This is a genomic window from Gordonia araii NBRC 100433 (assembly GCF_000241265.1).
In the GTDB taxonomy this organism is placed as follows: domain Bacteria; phylum Actinomycetota; class Actinomycetes; order Mycobacteriales; family Mycobacteriaceae; genus Gordonia; species Gordonia araii.
This window is the reverse complement of record NZ_BAEE01000061.1, coordinates 53,553-78,882: the sequence shown is the minus strand read 5'-3', so window position 1 is coordinate 78,882 and position 25,330 is coordinate 53,553. Positions and strand designations below refer to the sequence as shown.

The 25,330-nt window shown below is 70.0% G+C and carries 28 protein-coding genes; 8 read left to right on the top strand and 20 right to left on the bottom strand.

The genetic code is table 11. From position 1 onward, the window contains the following. Positions 1 to 36: 36 nt before the first annotated feature. The 3 genes from nrdI to GOARA_RS12330 all read right to left on the bottom strand — a co-directional run bounded on the left by nrdI (position 37) and on the right by GOARA_RS12330 (position 1,500). Positions 37 to 474: a class Ib ribonucleoside-diphosphate reductase assembly flavoprotein NrdI gene (gene nrdI / locus GOARA_RS12340; RefSeq protein ID WP_007322721.1), complete on the bottom strand. Its 438-nt coding sequence runs from the start codon at positions 472 to 474 to the stop codon at positions 37 to 39. A gap of 13 nt (positions 475 to 487) precedes the next feature. Next, the gene (gene nrdH, locus GOARA_RS20430; protein WP_007322720.1) at positions 488 to 727 is read right to left on the bottom strand and encodes a glutaredoxin-like protein NrdH; all 240 of its coding nucleotides are present in this window, start codon (positions 725 to 727) and stop codon (positions 488 to 490) included. A gap of 194 nt (positions 728 to 921) precedes the next feature. After that, the gene (locus tag GOARA_RS12330) at positions 922 to 1,500 is read right to left on the bottom strand and encodes an NAD(P)H-dependent oxidoreductase (protein WP_040523052.1); all 579 of its coding nucleotides are present in this window, start codon (positions 1,498 to 1,500) and stop codon (positions 922 to 924) included. Between the two features lie 66 nt (positions 1,501 to 1,566). Here GOARA_RS12330 and GOARA_RS12325 point away from each other — a divergent pair, with 66 nt between their 5' ends. Further along, positions 1,567 to 2,193 carry a TetR/AcrR family transcriptional regulator gene (locus tag GOARA_RS12325; protein WP_040523050.1) on the top strand — a complete coding sequence of 209 codons (627 nt, stop codon included), beginning with the start codon at positions 1,567 to 1,569 and terminating at the stop codon, positions 2,191 to 2,193. An 11-nt stretch (positions 2,194 to 2,204) separates the two neighbouring features. Here the strand turns inward: GOARA_RS12325 and eccB are convergent, their stop codons facing one another. After that, complete coding sequence (eccB, locus tag GOARA_RS12320) at positions 2,205 to 3,647, bottom strand: type VII secretion protein EccB (RefSeq protein WP_007322716.1); 1,443 nt, start codon at positions 3,645 to 3,647, stop codon at positions 2,205 to 2,207. 232 nt (positions 3,648 to 3,879) lie between these two features. Between eccB and GOARA_RS12315 the strand changes: the two genes are divergently transcribed. Further along, a complete protein-coding gene (locus GOARA_RS12315) occupies positions 3,880 to 5,367 on the top strand; it encodes a type VII secretion protein EccE (RefSeq protein WP_040523047.1) in 1,488 nt (495 codons plus the stop codon). Positions 5,368 to 5,371: 4 nt separating this feature from the next. On the opposite strand, the gene manA is transcribed toward GOARA_RS12315, so the two are convergent. The 3 genes from manA to GOARA_RS12300 are packed head-to-tail and all read right to left on the bottom strand — an operon-like array spanning position 5,372 to position 8,192. Further along, a complete protein-coding gene (gene manA / locus GOARA_RS12310; protein WP_007322713.1) occupies positions 5,372 to 6,631 on the bottom strand; it encodes a mannose-6-phosphate isomerase, class I in 1,260 nt (419 codons plus the stop codon). A 2-nt stretch (positions 6,632 to 6,633) separates the two neighbouring features. Then, complete coding sequence (locus tag GOARA_RS12305) at positions 6,634 to 7,740, bottom strand: hypothetical protein (RefSeq protein ID WP_007322712.1); 1,107 nt, start codon at positions 7,738 to 7,740, stop codon at positions 6,634 to 6,636. Positions 7,741 to 7,784: 44 nt separating this feature from the next. After that, a complete protein-coding gene (locus GOARA_RS12300; protein WP_083834864.1) occupies positions 7,785 to 8,192 on the bottom strand; it encodes a DUF3499 domain-containing protein in 408 nt (135 codons plus the stop codon). Between the two features lie 95 nt (positions 8,193 to 8,287). Between GOARA_RS12300 and GOARA_RS12295 the strand changes: the two genes are divergently transcribed. Beyond that, on the top strand, positions 8,288 to 8,758 hold the full coding sequence (locus GOARA_RS12295; RefSeq protein ID WP_040523043.1) for a metallopeptidase family protein: 471 nt from the start codon (positions 8,288 to 8,290) through the stop codon (positions 8,756 to 8,758). Between the two features lie 30 nt (positions 8,759 to 8,788). Here GOARA_RS12295 and GOARA_RS12290 read toward each other — a convergent pair whose 3' ends face one another. Next, positions 8,789 to 9,046 (bottom strand): WhiB family transcriptional regulator, encoded by a 258-nt coding sequence (locus tag GOARA_RS12290; RefSeq protein ID WP_040523109.1) that lies wholly within the window; start codon positions 9,044 to 9,046, stop codon positions 8,789 to 8,791. 481 nt (positions 9,047 to 9,527) lie between these two features. Between GOARA_RS12290 and cofD the strand changes: the two genes are divergently transcribed. From cofD to GOARA_RS12275, 3 genes are read left to right on the top strand one after another with little or no spacing between them, the layout of a single operon-like run. Next, entirely contained in the window at positions 9,528 to 10,559 is a 1,032-nt protein-coding gene (gene cofD, locus GOARA_RS20615; RefSeq protein WP_007322708.1) for a 2-phospho-L-lactate transferase, read from the top strand. Next, positions 10,556 to 11,911 (top strand): coenzyme F420-0:L-glutamate ligase, encoded by a 1,356-nt coding sequence (locus GOARA_RS12280; RefSeq protein ID WP_007322707.1) that lies wholly within the window; start codon positions 10,556 to 10,558, stop codon positions 11,909 to 11,911. Before cofD ends, GOARA_RS12280 begins: the two co-directional genes overlap by 4 nt. After that, positions 11,908 to 12,456, top strand: coding sequence for an NUDIX domain-containing protein (locus GOARA_RS12275; RefSeq protein WP_007322706.1), 549 nt, complete (start codon positions 11,908 to 11,910; stop codon positions 12,454 to 12,456). Before GOARA_RS12280 ends, GOARA_RS12275 begins: the two co-directional genes overlap by 4 nt. Positions 12,457 to 12,505: 49 nt before the next feature. Here GOARA_RS12275 and glgC read toward each other — a convergent pair whose 3' ends face one another. From glgC to GOARA_RS12220, 12 genes are all read right to left on the bottom strand, one after another. Further along, positions 12,506 to 13,723, bottom strand: coding sequence for a glucose-1-phosphate adenylyltransferase (gene glgC, locus GOARA_RS12270; RefSeq protein WP_040523039.1), 1,218 nt, complete (start codon positions 13,721 to 13,723; stop codon positions 12,506 to 12,508). Between the two features lie 22 nt (positions 13,724 to 13,745). Further along, the gene (locus GOARA_RS12265; RefSeq protein WP_373277750.1) at positions 13,746 to 14,606 is read right to left on the bottom strand and encodes a putative RNA methyltransferase; all 861 of its coding nucleotides are present in this window, start codon (positions 14,604 to 14,606) and stop codon (positions 13,746 to 13,748) included. Positions 14,607 to 14,662: 56 nt separating this feature from the next. Continuing rightward, on the bottom strand, positions 14,663 to 14,830 hold the full coding sequence (locus GOARA_RS19425) for a DUF3117 domain-containing protein (RefSeq protein ID WP_007322703.1): 168 nt from the start codon (positions 14,828 to 14,830) through the stop codon (positions 14,663 to 14,665). Positions 14,831 to 14,864: 34 nt separating this feature from the next. Next, complete coding sequence (locus GOARA_RS12260; RefSeq protein ID WP_050947267.1) at positions 14,865 to 15,230, bottom strand: DivIVA domain-containing protein; 366 nt, start codon at positions 15,228 to 15,230, stop codon at positions 14,865 to 14,867. A gap of 4 nt (positions 15,231 to 15,234) precedes the next feature. After that, positions 15,235 to 16,167: a glucosyl-3-phosphoglycerate synthase gene (locus GOARA_RS12255; RefSeq protein ID WP_007322701.1), complete on the bottom strand. Its 933-nt coding sequence runs from the start codon at positions 16,165 to 16,167 to the stop codon at positions 15,235 to 15,237. Continuing rightward, positions 16,164 to 16,988 carry a dihydropteroate synthase gene (gene folP / locus GOARA_RS12250; RefSeq protein WP_138947689.1) on the bottom strand — a complete coding sequence of 275 codons (825 nt, stop codon included), beginning with the start codon at positions 16,986 to 16,988 and terminating at the stop codon, positions 16,164 to 16,166. Before folP ends, GOARA_RS12255 begins: the two co-directional genes overlap by 4 nt. Before the next feature lie 137 nt (positions 16,989 to 17,125). Beyond that, a complete protein-coding gene (locus GOARA_RS12245) occupies positions 17,126 to 18,904 on the bottom strand; it encodes a long-chain-acyl-CoA synthetase (protein ID WP_040523036.1) in 1,779 nt (592 codons plus the stop codon). Between the two features lie 32 nt (positions 18,905 to 18,936). Next, on the bottom strand, positions 18,937 to 19,476 hold the full coding sequence (locus tag GOARA_RS12240) for an LOG family protein (protein ID WP_007322698.1): 540 nt from the start codon (positions 19,474 to 19,476) through the stop codon (positions 18,937 to 18,939). Then, positions 19,477 to 20,250 carry an LOG family protein gene (locus GOARA_RS12235; RefSeq protein WP_007322697.1) on the bottom strand — a complete coding sequence of 258 codons (774 nt, stop codon included), beginning with the start codon at positions 20,248 to 20,250 and terminating at the stop codon, positions 19,477 to 19,479. Continuing rightward, positions 20,247 to 21,371, bottom strand: a complete 1,125-nt coding sequence (gene dapE, locus GOARA_RS12230; RefSeq protein ID WP_007322696.1) for a succinyl-diaminopimelate desuccinylase — start codon at positions 21,369 to 21,371, stop codon at positions 20,247 to 20,249. Before dapE ends, GOARA_RS12235 begins: the two co-directional genes overlap by 4 nt. A 50-nt stretch (positions 21,372 to 21,421) precedes the next feature. Next, the gene (locus GOARA_RS12225) at positions 21,422 to 23,050 is read right to left on the bottom strand and encodes a monocarboxylic acid transporter (protein WP_007322695.1); all 1,629 of its coding nucleotides are present in this window, start codon (positions 23,048 to 23,050) and stop codon (positions 21,422 to 21,424) included. Further along, positions 23,047 to 23,415: a DUF485 domain-containing protein gene (locus tag GOARA_RS12220; RefSeq protein ID WP_007322694.1), complete on the bottom strand. Its 369-nt coding sequence runs from the start codon at positions 23,413 to 23,415 to the stop codon at positions 23,047 to 23,049. The genes GOARA_RS12225 and GOARA_RS12220 overlap by 4 nt, the downstream gene beginning before the upstream one ends. 93 nt (positions 23,416 to 23,508) lie before the next feature. On the opposite strand from GOARA_RS12220, the gene dapD reads away from it, so the two are divergent. After that, a complete protein-coding gene (gene dapD, locus GOARA_RS12215; protein ID WP_007322693.1) occupies positions 23,509 to 24,462 on the top strand; it encodes a 2,3,4,5-tetrahydropyridine-2,6-dicarboxylate N-succinyltransferase in 954 nt (317 codons plus the stop codon). A 91-nt stretch (positions 24,463 to 24,553) separates the two neighbouring features. Then, a complete protein-coding gene (locus tag GOARA_RS12210; protein ID WP_007322692.1) occupies positions 24,554 to 25,201 on the top strand; it encodes an O-methyltransferase in 648 nt (215 codons plus the stop codon). Positions 25,202 to 25,330: the final 129 nt, after the last annotated feature.

Genomic DNA, 25,330 nt, shown 5'->3' with positions numbered 1-25,330 from the left:
GCCGACACACTTCTTCGATGGAGGCGGACCGGGCGACTAGGTCGCCAGCACCTCGTCGGCGGTTCTGGCGAACCGGGCCAACCCGTCGCGGACGCGCTCCACGTCGTCGGCGGTACCCATGAGTTCGAATCGGTAGAGGAACGGGACGCCGCACTTGTGTGCGACGATCTCGCCCGCCATGCCGAACTCCTCGCCGAAGTTGGTGTTGCCCGCGGCGATGACGCCGCGGATCAACGAGCGGTTGTGGTGGTCGTTCAGGAATCGGATGACTTGCTTGGGCACATAGCCCCCGCCCGTCGCCGTGGCGCTGCGCCCGCCGCCGTAGGTCGGCGTGATCAGCACGTAAGGCTCGTCGACGGTCAGCGGCTCCGCCCGGTCGTGGACGGGGATCCGCACCGCGGGCAGGCCCAGCTTCTCGACGAATCGGTGCGTGTTCTCCGACACCGACGAGAAGTAGACGACTGACAGCGACACGATCCCACCTCGGCTATGCGGTGGCTGCTGCGCCGGCGAGCGCCTTGATGCGATCCGGACGGAAACCCGACCAGTGCTCGTCCCCGGCGACGACGACGGGAGCCTGCAGGTAACCCAGCGCCATGACGTAGTCGCGCGCCTCGGAGTCCTCCGAGATGTCGACGACGTCATAGGTCACGCCAGCCTTGTCCAGAGCTTTGTAGGTCGCGTTGCACTGAACGCAAGCCGGCTTGGTGTAGACGGTGATAGCCATAGCTGCTCCGAATTCCATCGATGTCGTTTGGGGTACCCCGAACACTACACCTTGTGTCTGACATTGCCAGCCAACACTAGAAGTTGTGAATTACATTTATGAAACTCGCTGGTCGCAGGCCTACACGATCACAAATTCTCGGCGTGTCACGGTGTGTTCGGCGTGTCGCCCGAAGGGGTGTCCCGCGGCGACGTTCAGACGGCCGCGCGCGCCTCGATCGCGTCGGCGAGGACTTCCACGGCCTCGGTGACCTGGCTCACAATCTCCTCGTCGGCCACTCCGCGCTCGCCGAGTTCGCTCGTCCGCAGCGCGACGCGCACGTCCTCGACGATGTGCCCGCCCGCGACGCCGACGACCTTCACCGCGTCGGTGCGCATCCGCTCCCCCGCCCCGCGGGCCAGCGAGGCGCCGATGATCCCGACGGGTTTCCCGATCAGCGCGCCGGCCCCGTACGGCCGCGACAACCAGTCGAGCGCGTTCTTGAGCGCGGCGGGGAGAGAACCGTTGTACTCCGGAGTCACCAGCAACACCCCGTCGGCGGCCTCCACCTCCGCCCGCAGCGCCGCGACCCGGCCGTCGAGTCGCGCACCGACGCCGTCGGAGGTACTCGGGTCGGCGTCGGCGTTGTAGAAGGGCAACTCGCCCAGACCGTCGACGATCTTGACCACCACCCCCTCGGGGGCGTTGTCGACGGCTATCCGGGCGAGCTGTCGATTGATCGATCGGGTCCGGAGACTGCCGACCAGCACGGCGATGACGGGTTTGCGGCTCATAATCGGACCCAACGCCGATCATTCGGAAAATCTGCCCGCTTTGGGCGAACCGTTACCCTCATCACTGTGAACAGCGGTGACGATGACGGGATCCCGCTCGTCGGCAGCGACCTGCTGGCCGGGCGCGACGAGCGGGCCGATGCTGCCGCGAATCGGGTCCGGCTGCTCGACGCCGCCGCGCAGCTCGTCGCCGAACGAGGCGCCGCGGCGATCACGATGGAGGAGGTCGCCCAGGCCGCCGGGGTCGGCAAGGGGACGGTGTTCCGCCGGTTCGGCAGCCGCACCGGCCTGATGCGCGCCCTCGTCGACCACGACGAGAAGCGGCTGCAGCACGGCTTTCTCTTCGGCCCCCCGCCGCTCGGGCCCGGCGCACCGCCGCTGGACCGCCTGCTCGCCTACGGCCGGGCGCGCCTCGAGCACACCCTGGCCCACCGCGACATCCTCGCCGAAGCACTCGCCTCCGAAGGCCCCCAACGATTCACCATGCCGGTCGTCATGGCGACCACCACGCACGTGCGCATGCTGTTGATCGAACTCGGCGTAGCGCGCCCGGAGGTCGTGGCCCTGGCCATCGAGGCTCCGCTGCACGCCGACGCGGTGCTGTTCCTCACCGAGGCCGAAGGACTCAGCGCCGCCGAGATCACCCAGCAGTGGGAGGAACTCGTCATCGCACTGGCCAAGACGTGTTCCTGACGAAGCCCCCGCTACTGGTCGAACCGGCCGTGCGCCACGAGCGCCTGAGCCCGAGATAGCTCGGGTCCGGCGGGCAACAGGCCGACGATCGGCCAGGGCGCCAGGCCGGGGTCGCCGAGACCGAGCACGGCGGCGGCCCGGTCGTCGGCGACCGAGTACCTGATGCCGGTGTCACTGACCAAGAACCGACCGTGGCGGCGGGAGCTGCGCGGATCCATCCCGGTCGCGCGGACATCGCTGGTCGTCCCCGGTGCGACGCGCACCTCGTCGAGGCCGGGCCCGGGGCCGTCGGCTCCCACCGGGATCACCGGCCGCCCGCCCGGGATGCGGTGTCCGGCCAGCAGGGCTGTCGTGGCGGCAGGCGCACCCGGACGACGGTGCCAGTGCTGGCAGACGACCGGCGCCTGCACCGCGTCGAGCAGATGCGGCGCGCGGTCGGGGAAGTGCTCGACGCGCACCCGCTCGACGATCGGCGCGGTGGCCGCTCGCGCGGGCGACACCGTCGGAATCTGGGTCGGCGACGACGCTGCGGCGAACCGGAGCATCTCCGCCGCCGTCCCCGTGAGGCGCTGAACACCGTCGGCGAGAGCGACGAAATGGTCGGCGCGACCGTCGAGCCCCGGCACGGCGAACACCGTTCCGGCCGCCAGCCCGAGCGCTCCGGGTCTGCCGCTTTCCGGAATCGTCGGTACGGTCAGCGGCTCCACCTCCTCGATCGCGTTGGCCATCCCGGACGAGAGGCCGCGCACCGGCGCGTCGTCCAGGCGCAGCGCACGCCGTACTGCCGACGACGACGTATCGACCCGGGCGCGCACAGTGCGCGCCGCCATTCCGCTGCCGAGCCGGTACACGAGGTAGACCTCTCCCCCGACCGCCGCCACCATCCCGGCGTTCTCGGCGGCGCGCAGGCCGGCCGCCTCGCTGCCGTCCCCGACCACGACCGCCGTGCGGGCGGGCGGCTCGGCACGGTCGCCCGCCACGTCGGCAGACACCCCGGATTCGGCGGCGTCACACACCGTCCACGCCGTCGCCGCGCCCGTCCCCAGCGCGTTCGGCGCACCGATGATCCCCAGCGTCGGCCCGCGGGGCAGATCGCGCAGCGCGGCCGCCGACACCGTCTTGGGCGTCGCCGCTTCGCCCACGATCAGCCTCGCCGACGCCAGGTTGAGCGCCGGGTGCGCTGTGCGGTCGACGACGACGAAGAGCCCGCCGTCGGAACGGTTGAGCACGATCGGCGCGTCGGCCACCGAGCCGACCGGCCGGATCAGCCCGTACACGCCGCTCCCCGCCGCGATGAGCACGGCGAGAACCAGCCCGACGGTGATCGACTGCCGTTGTGCGCGCATCGGGTCGTGCAGCATCCGCGCATCGCGGCGCACCAGCATGTGTTCGGCGCGCTGCAACAGGAAGCGATATCCGCTCACCTGGGCGCGCGTCGTCAATTGCCTGACCATCGGACCCCCACTCCGACTCGGCGCCGACGCGGACCAGACTCCCCCGAATCGGTCCGCATGACGTTGCGGCGCCGATGACACTCTCGCATGTGGCGCCGTCGCACGCAGGCGAATGCGGCGAATGGCTCAACCGCTGATTCCGCAGCAGCGATTCCGCCGCTGCGCTAGCGTCGCACCTGCACACGCCGCCGGGGGGCCGCGTGGCCCAACGCATCGAATCGGGGGAATCGCCGTGCGTCGCACATCTCTTGCCGTCCGCACCGCCGAACTGTCGCTACCGTGCGCCTTCGACGCCGACGATAGCGTCGACCCGAACCGGCTCGGCGGCCCACCGGTCGGGATGCGCTGGGACGGCCGGTGTCTGGTCACCGTCGTTCGGCTCGATCACCCGCGACCCGCACCGCGCGTCCACGAAGCCGGCGGGTCCGAGGCGCTGACCGGCGACGATTGCACCGTGAATCTTGCTGTCCTGCAAGACTTCCGACGATCCTGTCCGGTGCCGGTCGAGGTGGACCTGGTGGTGACCGAGCACCGCTACTGCGGGGCGGGCCCACTCGCCTCGGCCTACCGCGCGACGCTGGGACCGCTGCCGATCGCCGCAGTCCGACGGGTGGTTGCCGTGCTCCGGATCCCTGTCACGGACTTGTACGCGCGGCCGCGAAACGAGGGATCCGGCTCATCGCCCTCCGGTGCGGGGTTCGCGCTGCGCGCCGCCACCGTCATGACGCGCCGCCTGGCGGCGCGACTCGCCGCGCACGGTATGCGCGCAACGGTGTGCAGCGCCGATCACCTCGCCGAGCACACCGATCACCTGGTCGGGCCGCGGCTGTTCCCCCGCGACGGGCGGGAGAGCTTCCCGCTCGACGTACAGGCCGGACCGAACGGTGTCAGTTCGTCTGGGGTCGTCTGGCGCACTTTCGCGCTGCGCCCGGACTGCTCGCCGGCCGCCCTCGCGGCGGTCGCGGCCGACGACGCCGTATCCACCACGACGATCCTCCGCCTGACCGGCCCCGTTTCGGCGCCACGACTTCACGGGTTGTTCGGCACGACCGAGATACCCGGGGTCGGACGGGTGTTGCGTTCGTCCGCTGCCGCGATGGATCCGCTGCCGAAGCGCCAACTCGCCGCGCTGCACTCCCGGCTGCCGGGCGGCGCATCGCTCGCCGGCACGCCCGAGCTGCCCGCAGGTTCGGAATGCCTGCGGCACTGGCGGTTCCGGGTAGGCGACGACGGCCCCATCATCGGTGCCGACCCGGCGGGGCGGGCCGTTACCCTTCCGCTGTTCTCCTCGGCCCGCCACCCCGTCGAATTCGCCGGAGGCCAATGGCAGGCCGGTCTGCTGCTCGGTCGCTGCATCGCCGCGGGCGCGGCGATCAGCGTGCACACCGCCGTACCAGCGCGCTGGCAGCATCTGCTGACGAGAATCGACGACCCTTGCGTATTCGCGCTCGGCGCCGTCGTACCCGGATCGCGGGCCGCGCTCATCGAGGTCGACCTGTTCGACGAATCCACGCCCGAACCCGACGCTCCGTATCGCTTCCGGCTCACGCGAGCCGGCTCGGGCGTCCCCGTCGAACAGGACGCGGCCGCGACCACGTGGGCACGGATCGACTGCACGTCCGAGGATCCTTCCAGCGTGGCCGTCGCCCTGCCCGGAGCCGGCTTCGACGTCGCCACCGTCGCCGCCGCACCAGAGCGCGACCTGGCCGCGGTGCGGTAGACGTCTACTCCGCCCGGTCGGCCTCGGCGCCGAGTGGCACGCGCGCACGAAAGAAGGTCCCCTTCGACGAGGCGACCGCGACGATGACGTCGGGATCGCCGTCGGCGAGCCACACGGCCTGGCCGGAGGACGCGGTGATGACCTCGCCACCGCCGCGGACTTCGATGCGGCCCGAGGTGACCGCCAGGATCTGCGGACCCGGCATGTCGAAGGAGATCGTCGAGGGCTGGTGCATGCCGGTTCCGTCGAGCTCGACCCGCGAGATCCGGAACTCCGGCGCGGGCGTCACGTAGATCCGTTCGGCGCCCAACGTCGTCACCTCCGGCGACAGCTGCACCGGCTGCACGGGCGCGAAGTCCAGGACGCGCAGCAGCTCGGGAACGTCGATGTGCTTGGGCGTGAGACCCCCGCGCAGCACGTTGTCGGAGTTCGCCATCACCTCGATGCCGGTGCCGCGCAGATAGGCGTGCAGATTCCCCGCCGCCAGATAGAGCGCCTGCCCGGGCTCGAGGTGGATGCGGTTGAGCAGCAACGACGCGAGCACGCCCGGATCGCGCGGGTAGGCCTCCCCCAGTTCGAGCAACGTGCGCAACTCGGCGTCGAACTCGGTCGGCCCGGCGGCCAGGACGGCGACCGCGGCATCGATCACGGCGGGCACCAGTTCGGCGAGCACGGCCTCGGGCAGGGTGATCCACGTCGTGAACAGCGCCCGCAGCCCGTGGCAATCGGGTTGGCCCGCGATCATCCCCAAGTACGGGTCCAGGGCGGGCAGCGACAGCTCGCGGAGCAGCTCGACCGTCCGTCCGGCGTCCCGGAAGCCGGCGAGCGCGTCGAAGGGCGTCATCGCCACGATCACTTCCGGCTTGTGCCAGGGATCGCGATAGTTGCGCTCGGGCGCGTCGATGCGGATTCCGGCCGCGTTCTCCCGCGCGAAGCCCTCGGCAGCCTGCTCGGCGCTCGGGTGGGCCTGCAGGGACAGCGGCTCGTCGGCGGCCAGAACCTTGAGCAGGTAGGGCAGCCGCACGCCGAACTCGTCGATCACCGGCTGGCCTAGCGCGGCGAGCGGATCGGCCTCGATCTCTGCCAGGAGCGAGTGGTCGGGCCGCCCGTGGTCGTCGAGGCACTGCGCCTGGCCGGCCGGGTGGGCACCGAACCAGAGTTCCGCCTCCGGGTGCGCGGACGGCGTCGGCAGGCCGCGGATCGTCGCGATGGAGGTGCGCGACCCCCAGGCATACGGGCGGATGAGCCCTTCGAGCAATTGCACCGCTACCGCGTCCCCAGCAGCGCGGCATACACCGCTGCCATTTCCAGCCGAGCAGCCAGGACCAGGTAGGTGAGCAGCGCCGACGCACCGTCGTCGACCGCTCCGGTCGCACCTGCCGCTGAAGCACCCTCCGGCGTCGCCTCGTCGGGTGCCGAGCCGACGAGAACCTCGGCGTCGGGGAGGGCGGCGACGCGTCGGCGCGCCTGCCACTGCTGGACCGGGGTGCTCAGGACGTGCAGCCGCGCGCGCTGCGGCAACGGCCCGTCGATCTCGGGGTCGTGGAAGAGGGCGTCGCTCGCCGACCCGCCCCGGTCGCGCAGAAGCTGGGTCATGGCGGCGGCGAGGTCGACGGCGGCGGCGGGCACTCCGCCGACGGCGAATAGCGTGCTAGCCGTGCGCGCGGCGAGCGCGTCGCCGGCCGGGCTGTCGCCGCTGAGCACCGGTGTCGCGGTGCGGAACCGCTCCGCCAGCGTCTTGGCGGGCGCACCGTAGGCGTCCTGGGACGGATGGTTGCGGGCGGCCTCGGCGTCGAGGGCGTCGGCGAGGAGCTCCAGATCCAGATCCCCGCCGATGTAGCGAACCTGCTTGAGCCCCTGGCACACCGCGACGAGCGCGGCGACCTGCCCGACGAAGCGGAACTGCTCGGGCACCTGGATCCGTGGCGACAGATCCATGCCACGCCCGCCCACCGCGCTGGCCAGCGGACCTTCCACGGGCGCGACGACGACGAACTCGGCGTGACGGCGAGACGCCCGCGACGCGGCATCGGCGAGGGCCAGATCCCCGGCGTCGTCGCCCACCAGCACAACGACGTCCAGCGGGCCGATCCAGCCGGGCAGCGCCGGTGCGGACACCAGCGGAACGTCGAGCCGTGCGGCGCTGTGGGCGACAACGAATCGCGCCGCCTGGGCCGCCGCCACCGAGGCGCCGGTCACGATCACTACGCTGCGCGGGCGCAGGGCCGACAGCGGCTCGATCACGCCTTCGCGAACCGCCTCGGCGACGGCCCGCACCTGTGCGCCGGCGCGCGCGGCGGCGTGCAGCAGACCATCGACGTCGGCATCGATGAGACTGCTCGGGTCGTCGAGGTCCACCTGTGTGGTGCGCATGCCTCTAGCGTATCCATCACCGCCGCGCCGTGGGCGCGCGCGGCTCAGTCCACGTCGGGCAGGACGCGCAAATGCCCGCGCCGACCGGGCCGCGGACGCGTCGACGTCGCGGCTTCCCGTCGCGAGGGGGCCACCGAGGGGCGCGGCGGCAGGTCGTCGAAGCCGTCGAGCGGCTCCGATCCGACCGCCACCGATTCGCGTACCGCCTCGGCGAGTGCGGTGAGTTCCTGCTCTTCCGGCGGTGCGCCGAAGCCGCTCACCGAACGCATGATCTCCCACCCGCGCGGCACCGTGATCCGGTCGGCGTGCTCGGCGCACAGATCCCACGAATGCGGCTCCGAAGCCCGTGCGAGTGGACCGATCACCGCCGTCGAACCGGCGTAGTCGTAGGTCAGCGTCGCCACGGCCGGGCGCGAACAGGCCGGGCGGCAGCACTGACGAAGATTGGTCACGCCTGCAAGATTAGCCCTCGACGGCAACAGCGAACGGGAGACACACCGGAGACCGCGCCGCCGTACGCGCCCGGTGCGGCCCTACACTCGTGGCCATGCGAGCAGAATCGTTGCGCACCAGGCGGGCCCGCGACCGCCGGGCACGGGGCCTCCGCTCGCCGCTGCTCCCGCAATCGGTCCCGGCCTGGACCTCGCGCGCCGACGAGTTCGACGCGGTGGTCATCGAGGCGATCGCCGAGATCGACGCGCGCTGGCACGATCAGCTCCGCGAACTCAACATCGCCGTCGACGACGTCCCCCGCATGCTGCCGAAGGATCCCGAATCGGTGGAATGGCCTGCGGAAGTCTCGGCCGACCGGGCCATACCGCTGGCCCGGCTCATCCCGGCCGGTGTCGATGTGGCCGGGAACGCGACGCGCGCGCAGATCGTGGTGTTCCGGCGCCCCCTGGAGGTTCGTTCCAAGGACCGCGACGACCTCGCCGATCTGGTGCGCGAGGTGCTGATCGAACAGGTGGCGACGTATCTGGGCGTCGATGAGGACACCGTGGAGAACGGCCCGTCCTAGCGATGGAACCGGGCCGGTGGTTCGGCGGCGTCAGATGATGCCGCGCTTGAGGCGGCGGCGCTCACGCTCGGACAAGCCGCCCCAGATGCCGAAGCGCTCGTCGTTGTGCAGGGCGTAGTCGAGGCATTCCGCCTTGACCTCGCAGCCCGAGCAGATGCGCTTCGCCTCGCGCGTCGATCCGCCCTTCTCCGGGAAGAAGGCCTCTGGATCGGTCTGGGCGCACAGCGCCCGTTCCTGCCAGGTCTCCTCCACCTCGTCGAAGAGCGCGTCGAAATCGTCGGTCACCACGGATAGGTGAAGTCGTGCACCCGAAGGTGCGCTCCCGGCATTCGGTGTCGGGATGCCGTACGCAGACGAGTCGTCGCCCAGCGGGTTCTTCATTCCCATCTCAGCGTCTCCTTCTCGTTGTCGCCCCAGCGCTGCCGTTTGGCAGCCGCTTCCGTCCAACAGCTACGTCGAACACCCGAATGTGCTTCTCGCTGTGTGTCGCGGCTGCCCCGACGACGCCGACCCATTCGGCGTCCACATCCGTCGGATTCGAACATACGGTCGAAGATGCTGTGCCTCAAGGCAATTCACTTCGTTGAGTGCCGCAAATTAAATCCGAAATGACACTGATGTGATTAGACACTCGGACCATCGTCCAGGTCAAGCCGAACGGCGAAACTCGCCTATACCACTGTCATCGCGAAACTCCGTGTCTCGACACGAACTCTAGGGATCCGCGTGTCTCACAGGCCGTGTTTCGCGACCACTACAGTGGACCATCGTGAAGGTCACTGTCCTCGTCGGCGGCGTCGGCGGCGCCCGCCTGCTGCTCGGCGTGCGCGAATTGCTGGGCGCCACCCCGTTCCCCGATCCCGACGACACCGGCTCCTCCGGCGGTTCGCCGCACACGGTGAGCGCCATCGTCAACGTCGGCGACGACGCGTGGATGCACGGCGTCCGAATCTGCCCTGACCTGGACACTTGCATGTATACCCTGGGCGGCGGCATCGACGAGGAACGGGCCTGGGGCCGGCGCGACGAGACGTGGCACGCCAAGGAGGAACTCGCAGCGTACGGGGCCGACCCGGACTGGTTCGGCCTCGGCGACCGCGATCTGGCCACTCACCTCATCCGCACGCAGATGCTCGAATCCGGCTTCCGCCTCACCGACGTCACCGCGGCGCTGTGCCGTCGATGGAATCCCGGCGTTCGACTTCTTCCGGTGACCGACGAGCGGCACGAGACCCACGTTGTGATCACCCCGCCCGAATCGACCGACGGCGCGCAGCGCGCCGTTCATTTCCAGGAATGGTGGGTGCGCTACCGCGCGCAAGTGCCGACCAGCGGGTTCGCCCAGGTGGGTGCCGACAACGCCTCGCTGACGCCCGAGGCGGCCGCCGCGATCGCCGATGCGGACGTCATCCTGCTCGCGCCGAGCAACCCGGTCGTCAGCATCGGGGCCATTCTGTCGGTCAATGGAATGCGTGCCGCCCTACGGACCGCGTCGGCGCCGATCGTCGGCATCAGTCCCGTGATCGACAACAAGCCGCTGCGCGGCATGGCCGACGAATGCCTGTCGGTGATCGGCGTCGCCACCACCGCCGAGGCCATCGCCGAACACTACGGCGCGCGGGGCCGCGCCGGCCTCCTCGACGGCTGGCTCGTCGCCGACGGGGATACGGCCTCGGTCGACGGCATCGCGATCGGCACCGCCCCGCTGCTGATGAGCAGTCCCCGGGCGACGGCGCAGATGGTGCGCGACGCGTGTGCGCTCGTCGGCGTCGACACCCCGGCCCTCGCGGAGGAGCGGTGACCGCCGACCACCGTGCTGGCGGCGCGGTCGAGCTCATCCCGATCCCCGGCTTGCCCGAGTTCCGCGCGGGTATGGATGTGGCCGCGGCCATCCTCGAAGCCGCCGAGCTCCGCGATGGCGACGTCGTGGTCATCACCTCGAAGGTCTTCTCCAAGACCGAAGGCCGCATGGTGGCCGCGCCGGCCGATCCGGACGAGCGCGATGCCCTGCGCCGGCGCCTCGTCGACGAGGAGTCGGTGCGCGTGGTGGCCCGCAAGAACCGCACCTTGATCACCGAGAACGCCTACGGCCTCGTCCAGGCGGCGGCGGGCGTCGACGGGTCGAACGTCGCTGCGGACGAACTCGCGTTGCTGCCCCTCGACCCCGATGCGAGTGCGGCGACGACGCGCGCCGCCTTCGCCGCCGCGGGAGTCGACGTCGCCGTCGTCATCACCGACACGATGGGCCGGGCCTGGCGCGTCGGGCAGACCGACGTGGCGATCGGATCGGCGGGGCTAGCGGTCGCGCACAGCTACGAAGGGCGCCGCGATAGCCACGGCAACGAACTGATCGTCACCGAGATCGCCGTCGCCGACGAGATCGCCGCGGCAGCCGACCTGGTCAAGGGCAAGCTCGACGGAATCGCCGCGGCGATCGTGCGGGGTTTGACTCCTCGCGACGACGGCAGCCGCGCGGCGGATCTGGTGCGCCCGGGCGCCGACGACCTCTTTCGGCTCGGCACCGATCTGGCCGTGGCGCAGGGGCGGCGGGAGGCGGTGCTGACGCGGCGGTCGGTGCGCGCTTTCGCCGACGAGCCGGTCGATCCGGCACAGCTGCGCGCGGCCATGGCCGAGGCGCTGACCGCGCCGGCCCCGCACCACACGCACCCGGTGCGTTTCCTGTGGCTGCGCGACCGCGAGCGTCGCGTGGCCCTGCTCGACGCGATGGGCAAGGCGTGGCGCGCCGATCTGCGTGGCGACGACAAGACGCCCGAGTCGATCGACAAACGTGTCCGGCGCGGGCAGATCCTCTACGACGCGCCCGAGATCGTCATCCCGTTCCTCGTCCCCGAGGGCGCCCACACCTATCCCGACGATCGCCGCAACGCCGCCGAACACACGATGTTCACCGTCGCGACCGGCGCAGCCGTCGGACTGCTCCTGGTGGCGTTGTCGGCCCGCGAGATCGGCAGCTGCTGGATCGGCTCGACGATCTTCGCCCCCGAGGTGGTCCGCGACCAGCTGGGGCTCGCCCCGCACTGGGAGCCGTTGGGGGCAATCGCCGTCGGGTACCTGCCGCAACGGCCCGACGACGGCTCGAACATCCCGCCGCGCGCTCCCGCCGACCCGACCGGGCTGGTCGTCGAGCTATGACCCTGCACGCCTCCACCCAGGCCGCGCTGACGTCCTTCCAGGCCTCCGACGCCGAGCAGGAGGGGCTGCGCCACACCTACCTGGCGTTCCTCGACGCGGCGCCCGACGGCTGCCTGCGCGCTCACGAGCCCGGCCACATCACCGCGTCGGCCCTGGTCGTGGATGCCGCCGCCACGCATGCGCTGCTCACCCTGCACCCGCGCGTCGGGAAGTGGGTGCAGCTCGGCGGGCACTGCGAGCCCGACGACAAGTCGATCGAGGCGGCCGCACTGCGGGAGGCAGCCGAGGAATCCGGCATCGCCGGGCTGACCCTGCTCCCGGACCCGGTGCATCTGCACACGCATCCGATCACCTGTTCGCTCGGGGTGCCGACGCGCCACCTCGACGTGCGGTTCGTCGCCGTCGCGCCGCCGACGCCGGATCGAACACTGCCGCGCCCCGAGCGCAGCGACGAATCGCTCGACCTGAAGTGGTTCCCGCTCGACGACCTGCCCAATCCCGAACTCGTCCCACTGGTCGACGCCGCTCGACGCCGGCTCGACTGATCCGTTTGCGGTTTGATCCGGTTTCCGGGCAAAACCGCAAAGGGATCGGCTATTGGACCGTGATGCCCTTGCCGATCGTCACTACTCCGCCGTCGCTGACCGAGTAGCGCTCGCGGTCGCGCTCGAGGTCGACGCCGAGCTGTGCCTCCGGCGCCACGACGACGTTCTTGTCGAGGATCGCGTTGCGGACCACCGCGCCGGAATTGATCCGGGCGCCCGGCATGACCACGCAGTTCTGCACGACCGCGCCCTCCTCGATGACGACGTCGGTCGAGATCACCGACCCGCTGACGGCCGTCGCCTTGACGATGGAGCCGGCACCGACGACCGAGTCCTGCACCGAGCCGCCCAAGATGAACTTCGCGGGCGGCAGGTTCGCCGTCTCGCCGCGAATCGGCCAGCGCCGGTTGTACAGCGTGAACACCGGGTTCGGGGACACCAGATCCATGTGCGCGTCGAAGAAGGCGTCGATCGTCCCGACATCGCGCCAGTAGCCGCGGTCGCGCTCGGTCGCACCGGGCACTTCGTTGTCGCGGAAGTCGTAGACGGCCGCCTCGCCTTTGGCGACGAAGGCCGGAATGATGTCGCCGCCCATGTCGTGGCCGGAGTCGTCGTTCTCCGAGTCCGCGCGCAACGCCTCGATCAGCGCTTCGGTGGTGAACACGTAGTTGCCCATCGATGCCAGCGTCGTCGCGGGGTCGTCGGGAGTGGCGGGTGGATCGGCCGGCTTCTCCAGGAAGCGGGTGATGCGACCGGCCTCGTCGGCATCGATACAGCCGAGCGCGGACGCCTCTTCGCGCGGCACACGGATGCCGGCGACCGTCGCGCTGGCGCCGGACGCGATGTGGGCCTCCACCATCTGCGACGGGTCCATCCGGTACACGTGGTCGGCGCCGAATACCACCAGGTAGTCGGGATTCTCGTCGTAGACCAGGTTCAGCGACTGCAGGATGGCGTCGGCGCTGCCGGTGAACCAGCGCTTGCCCAAGCGCTGCTGGGCGGGCACCGAGGTGATGTACTCGCCGTGGAAGCCGCTCGACCACCACGTCTGAGCGATGTGGCGGTCCAGCGAGTGCGACTTGTACTGCGTCAGTACGCAAATGCGCTCGTATCCCCCGTTGACGAGGTTGGAAAGCACGAAGTCGATCAGCCGATAGCTGCCCCCGAAGGGTACTGCCGGCTTAGCGCGGTCGTTGGTGAGCGGATACAGGCGCTTGCCCTCGCCGCCGGCGAGCACGATTCCCAGGACATGTGGCGCTGCTCTCACGCCTCCAACCTAGCCCAGTCGGTCACCCGCTGCGCGCCACGGTCACGTCGACCGACGTGGTCACCTCGACCGTATTGTCCGATCCGCACAGCTGTCGTGCTCGTGCGCGCAACTGCTCGGGGCTCGTGTGGAAGGCACTGGGCCCCATGGCGACCGCATCGACGACGGCATCCGCGGTCCACGCGTCGCGCCTTGAGATCGCCGTGGTGGAAACCGGCCCGAATCCGGCGGCCGCCAGCGACTCTCCCAGCCGTTCGACCTTGTCGGGCGCGACGTCGAGCATCCCCATGGGCTCGATCAGTTCGGCGAGATGGTCGACGCGCGGAGTCGCGACGACGAGGGTTCCGCCGGACACCAGCACACGGCGCGCCTGCGCCAATCCGCGCGGGGCGAACACCGACACGACGACGCTTGCGCAGCCGTCGGCCAGCGGCCACGGCTGCCACAGGTCGGCGACGGCGGCGGCCGCTCGATCATGCGCCTTGGCGGTGGCCCGCGCGGCGTACTTGGAGAGGTCCAGGCCGAGGCCGAGCGCGTCGGGGTGGGCATCGAGGCAGCTGGCGAGGTACTGCCCGGTCCCGCATCCGGCATCGACGATCAGCGGTGACTTCCGAGGCCGTTCATGAGTGTCCTCAGCGGTGTCGGTCAGCGCGGCGGCGACACTGCCCGCGACGGCCTCCCGCAACGCGCGGTACGGGAGTCCGGCCAGGGCCGCACGGCGAGCCGCGATCATCTCGGCGGTGTCCGAACTCAATCCGGTGCTGCGACCGGTCAATAGCGAAACGTAGCCCTGACGGGCGATGTCGAAGCGGTGTCCCCGGCCGCACCCCAGGGTTGCGGCGGACACCCGCGTCAGCGATTGGGCGCAGACCGGGCAGCGCACGGCGCCCAGCACCCGGTCCAACGCGGTCCCGGGGTCTCCCCCGGTGCTCGATGGCGTCAGCCGGCGACTCCGCGCAGCTCCTCGCCGAGCGCGGCCGCTTCCTCAGCCGTCAACTCCACGACGAGGCGTCCGCCACCTTCGATCGGGATTCGCACTACGATCCCGCGACCCTCCTTGGCTGCTTCCATCGGGCCATCTCCGGTGCGTGGCTTCATCGCCGCCATCGTGCAACTCCCTCCGAGTTTTCAATCCGCTTCATTATACCTGGTCATCGCGATGGGCCGCGCGTCGGCCCACGCCCGGCGACTGCGCATCGGTGGCCGATTCGCCCGGTCCGCCACGCTCTCTCAGCGCGTCGGCGACACCGCGCAATTCGTCGATCTCGCGGGCCAGCTTCTCCAGCGTCCAGTCGACCTCCGCCTGCTTATATCCGCGGAACACGAGCGCGAAGCGCACCTTGCGCACATCGTCGCCGGTGATCCCGGCGCGCGGCAGTTGGGTGACCGTCAGGTCGTCGTCGAGCGGGGCCAGATCCTCCCCGCGGCCGAAAACGAACCACACGAGCAGGAAGAGCAGCCCCGACGCCAGGACCAGGCCGGCGGCGTAGCTTGCGAGCATCAACATCGGATCACTCCCGGATCAGAATCGAATCCATGGGCGGACGGTCGGCGAGGACGGTTTCGGTCACCTGAGTGGCGAAGGACCCGTCCGGTGCCGCGGCGAACTGGACGAGCGGCGCCTGCGAATCGTCGATCCCGCACCGACGAAGCAAAGTCCCCACGATCTGGCGGCTCATCACCCCGAGTTCGGTGAGCGGACGGTGCCGGTGCATGCGCACCCCGAGGTTCACTTGGCCGATGGCCTGTGGTCCCCGGGCTTCGTGCGTGTCGATCAGCAGTCCGATCTCCACGCCGTACCCGGGCGCGAACGGCAACGACGACAGCAGCTCGCGGGTACCGGCGTACTCCCCGCCGAGGGGCTGCACGACATGGGACAACTCGGGGCGCAACGCCGCGAGGAGCGGCCGCGCGACGAGTTCGGTTACCCGGCCGCCGCCGTCCTCCACGTGCTGGGCCGCGGTCCGCCAGGGCCGGCGGTAGTAGCCCTTGACCAGCTGCACGCTGGGCTGGGTCAGAATCGGCCCGACGAGCTTCGGCACGAACATCGGATCCGGCGACACCAGATCGGCGTCGATGAAGACGAGGATGTCGGCGGTGGTCGCGGCGATCGACCGCCACAGCACCTCGCCCTTGCCGTCGACGGGCGGGATCTGCGGCAGCGCCTCCTCGCGGCTGACGACGCGCGCTCCCGCCTCCCGGGCCTGCGCGGCGGTGTCGTCGGTGGACCCGGAATCGAGCACGAGCAAGTCGTCGACCAGCCCGCCGAGCAGCGGGCGGATCGAGGCGACGACACCGGCGACCGTGTCGGCCTCGTTGAGTGCCGGCAGCACGACGGCGATGGTGCGCCCCGTCTTCGCCGCCGTCAGCTCGGCGATCGACCACGCCGGGCGGTCCCAGGTCGCGATCGCCGCACCGGGCACCTCGGGCACAGCGCCGCTCATGCCAGCCCCCGAACCGCTCGGACCGGACCGCGCCGGCCCGTGATCGCCGCGACCATCTCGACGACCCGACGTGTCGCGGCGACCTCGTGCGCCCGGAAGATCCGTGCGCCGTGCTCGGCGGCCAAGGCCGTCGCCGCGAGCGTCCCGTCGAGGCGCTCGTCGAGCTCGACCCCGAGGGTCTCGCCGACGAAATCCTTGTTGCTCAACGCCATGAGTACGGGACGGCCGGTGGCCACCAGCCGGTCGGTGCGGCGCAGCAGCGCCAGCCCGTGGTGGGTGTTCTTCCCGAAGTCGTGGGTGGGATCGACGATGATGCCGTCGGCGCGCACGCCGGCGGCCTCGGCTTTGCGCGCCGCCTCGGTCAGCTCGGCGACGACCGCGTCGACCACCCCGTCGGCGTCGTCGCCGTAGCGGACGCGGTGCGGGCGGGTGCGCGGCGTCGCTCCGCCGGTGTGCGAGCAGACCAATCCGGCACCGCGTCGCGCGGCGACGCCCACCAGGTCCTGGTCGGCGCCAGCCCACGTGTCGTTGATGAGGTCGGCACCGGCGTCGCAGGCGAGGTCGGCCACGGCCGCGCGCCAGGTGTCGACGCTGATGAGCACGTCGGGGAACTGGGCGCGCACCCACGCGATGAATCCGACGACCCGCTCGGCCTCGGCGTCGGCCGCAACGCTTTCGCCCGGCCCGGCCTTCACTCCACCGATGTCCACGATGTCGGCGCCCTCGGCGATCACCTGCTCGACCCGGCGACGAGCGGCATCGTCGTCGAAACTCGCCCCCCGGTCGTAGAAGGAGTCGGGCGTGCGGTTGACGATCGCCATCACCAGCGCCCGGTCGTCGGCCACGGGCCGTCCGCACAGCGTGGTCGTCGACGGCGCCGGGAACGAGGTGAGCGGGCCGCGTTCTCCCGGGGTCGTGGTCACCGCATCCACGCTACCGGGCAGCCGTGCACCGTTGATCAGCCGCGGGGTGCCCGGGCCGCGGCAACGTCGGCGGCATAGTCGTCGTAGGCGTCGACGAAGCCGTCGGCACGGCCGCGAAGGACGTAGAGCGGGTCGTCGCCGACGCCGGTGAACCCTTCGTCGCGCAGATCGACCTTGCGGGTCTTGAACGTCGACGTCGCCTCCACGGCACCGATGACGCGGATGAACAGCGGTACCGCGTAGGCCGGCAGCGTCCGGTAGAGGTGCTCGGCGAGGCCCTTGCCGTCGAACTCCGCCCCGTCGGCGAGGGTGACGGCGGCCATGCCGGCCTTGCCGTCGCAGCCGGGGACCTCGACGCCGTAGACCACGGACTGTTCGACGGTATCGTGACCGTCGAGCGCGCCCTCGACCTCGGTAGTCGCCACGTTCTCGCCCTTCCAGCGGAACGTGTCGCCGAGGCGGTCGACGAACGCGATGTGGCCCCAGCCGACCTCGCGGACGAGGTCGCCGGAGTTGAACCACTCGTCGCCGGCCTTGAACCCGTCGCGGATGATCTTTTTCTCCGTCGCCTTCGCGTCGGTGTAGCCGTCGAGCGGCACGCGGTCGCTGATCTGCGAGATCAGCAGGCCGGGCTCGCCCTTGCGCACGGTACGCAGCCGCCCGCTGCCGTCGCGTTTCGGCTCGCCGGTCTCCTGGTCGTAGGCGACGACCTTGAACGGCAGCGGGCAGAAGCCGGCGGTCTTGGCGACCGTGAAGACGTTCACGAAGGCCAGGTTCAGCTCACTCGCACCGTAGAACTCGACGATCCGCTTCACGCCGAACCGTTCGACGAACTCGTCCCAGATCTCCGGGCGCATCCCGTTGCCGACGGCCAGGCGCACGCCGTGGGTGCGGTCGGTCGGCTTCGGAGGCTGCGCGAGCAGGTAGCGGCACAGCTCGCCGATGTAGCAGAACGCGGTCGCGCGGTTGAGGATGATGTCGTCCCAGAACCTCGACGCCGAGAACTGCTTGGCGATCGCGACCGTCGCGCCCGCTGCGAGCACCGCGCCGAGCGACACCGACAGCGCGTTGTTGTGGTAGAGCGGCAGCGGAATGTACATCGTGTCGGTGCTACGCAGGCGTACCGCCATACCGCCGATGCCGGACATGTTGGCCAGCCACCGGTTGTGGGACATGACGCTGGCCTTCGGCAGGCCGGTCGTCCCCGACGTGAAGATGTAGAAGGCGTTGGTCGACGCCGGCAGGGTCTCGGTCACCTCGGGATTGGTCGCCGGACGCGTCGACGACAGCTCGTCGAACTCGGCGTAGCCGTAGACGTGCTCGGGCCGGACGGTCGGCGAGATCGACTCGAAGGATTCCGCACAGTCCGGGTCGTGGACCAGGACCTTCGCACCGAGCAGCTTCATCGAGTGGTCGGCGATCTCGCCCTGCTGGTTGTAGTTCATCATCCCGGCGATGGCGCCGAGCTTGACCGTCGCCAGGGTCAGGTAGAGCAGCGTCGGCGAATTCTTGCCGAGCAGCGCAACGACGTCGCCGACACCGACCCCGTCGGCGGCGAGCTGCGCCGCGTAACGGTTGACGATGGCATTGGCCTCGCCATAGGTCGTGGTGTTGCCCTCGAAGCGGACGAAGGGCCGCTCCGGGTGGCGGCCGGCGTGGCGCTGGAAGATGCTGCCGATGGTCCTGCGGGCATCGGCCGGCCGATGGATCAGGCCGGGCGCGTGTTTCAGCATCAGCGGTGCCGATGGAACCATGTCCACCACACCCTTCGCCAGGTCGGTCAACCGCACCTTTTTGGTCGCGGAGTTCGCCATTTTCGTCCCCTCGTCGATGGTTCCCAGCAATCTTACTGTTGGGTAACGAGCGTCACAGCACCCGCCACCGAACCGGCGATCAGCAGGCGGTCCAGCGCCTCGTCGGTGACGAAGCCCTCGCCGCGCAGATCCGTGAGCCATTGCAGGAGCGGACGGTAGAAACCGTCGGCGTCGAGGAGGACGACCGGCTTGTCGTGCTCGCCGAGGAACCCGCCGGTCCACGTCTCGAAGAGTTCCTCGAGAGTCCCGATCCCGCCGGGCAGCGTGATGAACCCGTCGGCGCGCTCCTCCATCAGCCGCTTGCGTTCGCGCATCGTCTCGGTGACGACGAGTTCGTCGCTGTCCCGATCGGCGGCCTCCCGGTCGACGAGATGCCCCGGGATGATCCCGACGGTCTTGCCCCCGGCGGCCCGCGTCGCACCGGCGACGGCGCCCATCATGGAGACGTTGCCGCCGCCGCTGACGAGCGTGTGCCCCGCCTCGCCGAGTGCGGTGCCCAGGTCGACGGCGAGGTCGAGGTAGCGCTGCGGTACGTGCCGTCCGGACGCGCAGTAGACACAGATCGCGGCCAACTATGCCTCCTCGCGCGCGGCCCGGGACGCTTCGAGGACGGCGACGACCTCGGCCGGGGTGTCGACGACGGTGAGCAGGTCGCCGTCGGAGCCGTTGATCATCGCTTCGTCGACGAGCCGGGTGCGGATCCAGTCGACGAGCCCGCCCCAGAACTCGCTGCCCACCAGGATGATCGGGAACTGGGTGACCTTGTGCGTCTGCACGAGGGTCAGCGCCTCGAACAGCTCGTCGAGGGTGCCGAACCCGCCCGGAAGGCAGACGAAAGCCTGGGCGTACTTGATGAACATCGTCTTGCGCGCGAAGAAGTAGCGGAAGTTGACGCCGATGTCGATGAAGGGGTTGAGGCCCTGCTCGAAGGGCAACTCGATGCCGAGACCGATCGAGCGCGCCCCCGCCTGGCGGGCACCCCGGTTGACCGACTCCATGCTGCCCGGACCGCCCCCGGTGATGACGGCGTAGCCGGCCTCGCCGATCGCACGACCGAGGTCGACGCCGAGTTCGTAGGCCTCGGTGCCCAGTCGGGTGCGAGCCGATCCGAAGACGGTGACCGCGTCCTCGACGTGCAGCAGCGCGTCGAAGCCGGCGACGAACTCCGACTGGATCCGCAACACGCGCCACGAGTCGTCGATCTTGACCTGGTTGACGTCGGCGGTCGTTCGCGGCGGCCGCCGGTTGAGCAACCGCCGATCGGAGGTGATCTCGAGGTCGGCGGTGTCGGCGCACAGCCAGGTGGGGCCGACGTAGCGGCCGGGGTCCGAGGTGGTCTCGCTCATGACCGGTCCCCCGTCAGGTAGTCGCGCAGCACCCGGTGCACCGCGTGGATCTCCGCGACGGCGACGTGTTCGTCGCGCCGGTGGGCGATGCTCGGGTCGCCCGGGCCGAAGTTGACGGCCGGGATGCCGCGTGCGGCGAACCGGGAGACGTCGGTCCAGCCGTATTTCGCGCGGAAGCGGTTGTCCGCGGCGGCCACCAGCTCGGCCGCCGCGGGGTTCGACAGACCGGGCAGCGCCCCGGCGGCCGAATCGGTCAACTCCACGGCGAGGTCGGCTCCGCCGGGCGCCGACGCGATGACCTCGCGCACGTGGGCCAGCGCCTGGTCCGGGGTGCGGTCGGGCGCGAAGCGGAAGTTGATGTCGACGCTCGCCTCGTCGGGCACGACGTTGCCCGCGACACCGCCGTTCACCGCGACGGCCTGCAGCCCCTCGCGGTACTCGCAGCCGTCGATGTCGACGCGACGCGGCTCATAGTCCGCGAGGACGCCGAGCAAGCCGGACAACCGGTGAATGGCGTTGTCCCCCATCCAGGCTCGCGCGGTGTGGGCCCGCACACCGGAGGTGCTCACCCGCACCCGCAGCGTGCCCTGGCACCCCGCCTCGATGAGTCCTCCGGTCGGTTCGCCGAGAATCGCGACGTCGGCGTCGAGCCACTCCGGCCGCTCCCGTTCGATCACCCCGAGACCGTTGTACTTCGCCGCGATCTCCTCGCAGTCGTAGAAGACCAGCGTGAGGTCGTGGCGCGGATTCTCCAGGGTCGCGGCCAGGTGCAGGAACACCGCGTCGCCCGACTTCATGTCGACGCTGCCGCACCCGTGGATGATGTCACCGGCTCCGGGATCGCCGGCGGCCGAGTCGGTTCGCTTCTCCCACCGGTGCGGCACGTTGTCGGCGATCGGCACGGTGTCGAGGTGTCCGGCCAGCAGCACGCGCCGCTCGCGCCCGAGACTCGTCCTGGCCAGCACCCGGTTACCGTCGCGGACGATTTCGAAGCCGTCGGTCTGTGCGTGCAGTGCCGCGGCCACCGCGTCGGCGATCGCCTCCTCCTCGCGCGACGGGCTGGCGATGTCGATGAGCGCAGCGGTGAGCAACGCCGGGTCGGCGCGCAGGTCAAGAGCCATGGTGATCACCGTACCGGGGCGACGCCGCCGCTAGCCGGTCGCCAGTGGCTCTAGTGCGCGACGGCACCGTGTGCGCCAACTCCGGTGAGCGAACGGACCTCCATTTCGGCGTTGCGCGCCGGATCGCCGCGGTCGGGCGAGGTGAGTGTCCCGACGATGCCGAGCAGAAACGCCAGTGGGATCGAGACCAGTCCGGGGTTCTGCAGCGGAAACCAGTGGAAGTCGACGCTGGGAAGCATGGCGCTAGGACTCCCAGAGACGGCCGGCGAGAACACGATCAGCACGATCGCCGACACCAATCCGCCGTACATGCTCCACAACGCGCCGCGTGTGTTGAACCGGCGCCAATACAGCGAGTAGAGGATCGTCGGCAGGTTCGCCGACGCGGCGACCGCGAAGGCCAGCGCGACCAGGAAGGCGATGTTCTGGCCGTTGGCCAGGATGCCGAGGATGATGCCGAGGATGCCCAGCACCACGACGGTGATGCGCGAGACTCGCACCTGCTCCTCGCCGCTGCAGTGGCCGCGTTTGATGACGCTGGCGTAGATGTCGTGAGCGAAGGATGCCGATGCCGTGATCGCCAGTCCGGCAACGACCGCCAGGATGGTCGCGAAGGCTACCGCGGAGATCACGCCCAGCAGGATCGTCCCGCCGAGTTCGAGCGCCAACAGCGGAGCGGCGGCGTTCTCCTTCCCGGCGGCGGCCAAGATCTTGTCGGGACCGACGAAGGCGGCGGCACCGTAACCGAGGATCAGGGTGAACAGGTAGAAGGCGCCGATGAGCCCGATCGCCCAGACCACCGAGCGACGCGCCTCCTTGGCGGTCGGGACGGTGTAGAAGCGCATCAGCACGTGTGGCAGTCCGGCGGTGCCGAGCACGAGTGCGATGGCCAGCGAGAGGAAATCCACCTTCGTCATCATCGACTCGCCGTATTTGGCGCCGGGCGCGAGAACGTCGCGCGCCGCCACCGCCTCGTCGGCGGACTTCGCGATCTCGGCCTGGGCGAGACCGAGCAGTTCCGAGACGTTGACGCCCACCTTGAGGAGCACGATGACGGTCATGACGCCGGCACCCGTGATGAGCAGCACCGCTTTGATGATCTGCACCCACGTCGTGCCCTTCATGCCGCCGATCAGCACGTACGCGATCATCAGCAGACCCACCACCGCGATGACGATCGACTGGCCGGCGCGGGAGTCGACATCAAGCAGCAGTGCCACCAATCCGCCGGCGCCGGCCATCTGCGCGAGCAGGTAGAACAACGAGACGGTCAGCGTCGAAATCGCCGCGGCCGTGCGCACCGGCCGTTCATTGAGCCGGAAGCTGAGCACGTCGGCCATGGTGAAGCGGCCGGTGTTGCGCAACAGTTCGGCCACCAGCAGCAGGGCGACCAGCCAGGCGACGAGAAATCCGATCGAGTACAGGAATCCGTCGTACCCGTAGATGGCGATGGCCCCGGCGATCCCGAGAAAGCTGGCCGCCGAGAGATAGTCGCCGGCGATCGCGACGCCGTTCTGCTGGCCGGAGAAGGAGCTGCCGCCGATGAAGAACTGCGACGCCGTGGAGTTGTTGCGGCTGACCCGGATCACCACGAAGAGCGTGACCGCGACGAAGGCGACGAAGATCGCCATGTTGACGGCGGGGTTGCCGACCGCCGATTCGGCGGCGATCACCGTCATCGCGCTGCCCCGGCCTGAAAGTCGCCGTCGGCGAAGCGTTTACGGACGGCCTCGGCGGCCGGGTCGAGCTTGCGATCGGCGAAACGGATGTAGGCGGCGGTGATGGCGAAGGTGGTGACGAACTGCAGCAGGCCGAGGATGAGGCCCACGTTGATCCTCCCCCACACCGGGGTCGCCATGAAGTCGTGCGCGAAGGCGCCGAGTAGGACGTACGTCGTGTACCAGACGAGGAAGAAGACGGTCATCGGGAAGACGAACCGCCGCAAGGTCCGCCGCAACGTCTCGAACTCGGGACTGGCGGCGGCCGCGAGGAACTCATCGTCGCTCGGGGTGAGCCGCTCGGGCTGATCGTCTGGGTCGGACACAGCATCCTCCTCTGATGTGGCGCCGATCACACGGCGGTGCTGCGACGCTAGCAGCCAAGGGCCGTCTCGCGGACACGGGTAGGATTTCCGACCGTGAGCAACCAAGGAGCATTCGCGGTCGGGATCGCAACGATCGCCGACGATGACACCGTCCTGGACACCTGGTTTCCCGAGCCCGAGCTCGGGGTCGTCTCCTCGTCGGGCACGAAGGTGCTCGACGGCGCAGACGTGCCCGAGACGCTGGCACCGCTGGTAGGGACCGATGCCGACCGCGGCGTTCGGACCGTCGCGGTGCGCACGACCATCGTCGACCTCTCGTCGGCCCCCGCCGACGCCCACGATGTGTACCTGCGCCTGCATCTGCTCAGCCACCGGCTCGTCGCACCGCACGCGGTCAACCTCGACGGCCAGTTCGGGATCCTCAGCAACGTCGTGTGGACCAGCTTCGGCCCCTGCAAGACCGAGGGTTTCGAGGAGGTCCGGGCCAAGCTGCGCGCCCGCGGCCAGGTCACCGTGTATGCGATCGACAAGTTCCCGCGCATGGTCGACTACGTGATCCCCTCCGGCGTGCGCATCGGCGACGCCGATCGCGTCCGCCTCGGCGCCCACCTGGCCGAGGGCACGACCGTCATGCACGAAGGTTTCGTGAACTTCAACGCCGGCACGCTCGGGAACTCGATGGTCGAGGGCCGCATCTCGGCGGGCGTCGTCATCGGCGAAGGATCCGACATCGGCGGCGGTGCGTCGACGATGGGCACGCTGTCGGGCGGCGGCAAGGAGATCATCTCCCTCGGCAAGCGCTGCCTGCTCGGCGCGAACTCCGGCTGCGGGATCCCGCTCGGCGACGACTGCGTGATCGAAGCGGGCCTCTACATCACCGCGGGGACGAAGGTCGTCGGACCCGATGGCACCGAGGTCAAGGCGCGAGACCTGGCCGGGCAGTCGAACATCCTGTTCCGCCGCAACAGCACGACCGGCGTCGTCGAGGTGGTGCCGTGGAAGGGTGACGGCATCGCCCTGAACGACGCGCTGCACAAGCACAACTGATCCCGCACGCTTTCGCTCTTCCCGCAGCGATCGGTGCGGGAAGGGCGAAACGGCGCGGGAGGAGCGGTCGGCTCGGCGTAGCGTTGGCGGGGTGGACGCCGAACAGTTGTGGACAAGGACTGACGAATACCTGACGCGAACCGTCGCCGACGACGCCGCGGATTTCGATTTCATCCGCCAAGCTCAGGCCGACGGCGGGCTACCCGACATCGCCGTCTCCCCCAACGAGGGCAAATTCCTCTACCTGCTCGCCCGCATCGGCAATGTCCGCCGGGCACTGGAGGTCGGGACGCTGGGCGGGTACAGCACCGCGTGGCTGGCCAAGGCCGTCGGCGCGGACGGGCTGGTGGTCAGTCTCGAAAGCGAACGCGAACACGCCGATGTCGCGGCCGCGAGTCTGCGCACCGCCGGCCTGGCCGACCGTGTCGAGGTCCTCGTCGGCGCGGCCCTGGAGACGCTGCCCACCGTCACCGGACCGTTCGACCTCGTCTTCCTCGACGCGGACAAGGCGAACAACCCGAACTACCTGGAGTGGTCGCTGCGGCTCACGAAGCCCGGCGCGATCATCGTCGTCGACAATGTCGTGCGGCGGATCGAGGAGGAGAGTCCCGACGGAGACGGCACGCGCCGCACGCTGGAGATCCTGGGCAGCGACCCGCGCCTGGACGCGACCGCGCTGCAGACCGTCGGGGTGAAGGGCTGGGACGGCTTCGCCGTCGCCGTCGTGCGCGGCACCTGACCTCGGTTCACATCGAAGGTCGCCGGGTCTCGATACACCGCCCTCGCACGCTCGGGCGGCACTCGACCACCCAACAACGTCGCCCCCCCCGCAAGCACGATTTCGACCACCCATAGGCCCGCCTCGCCG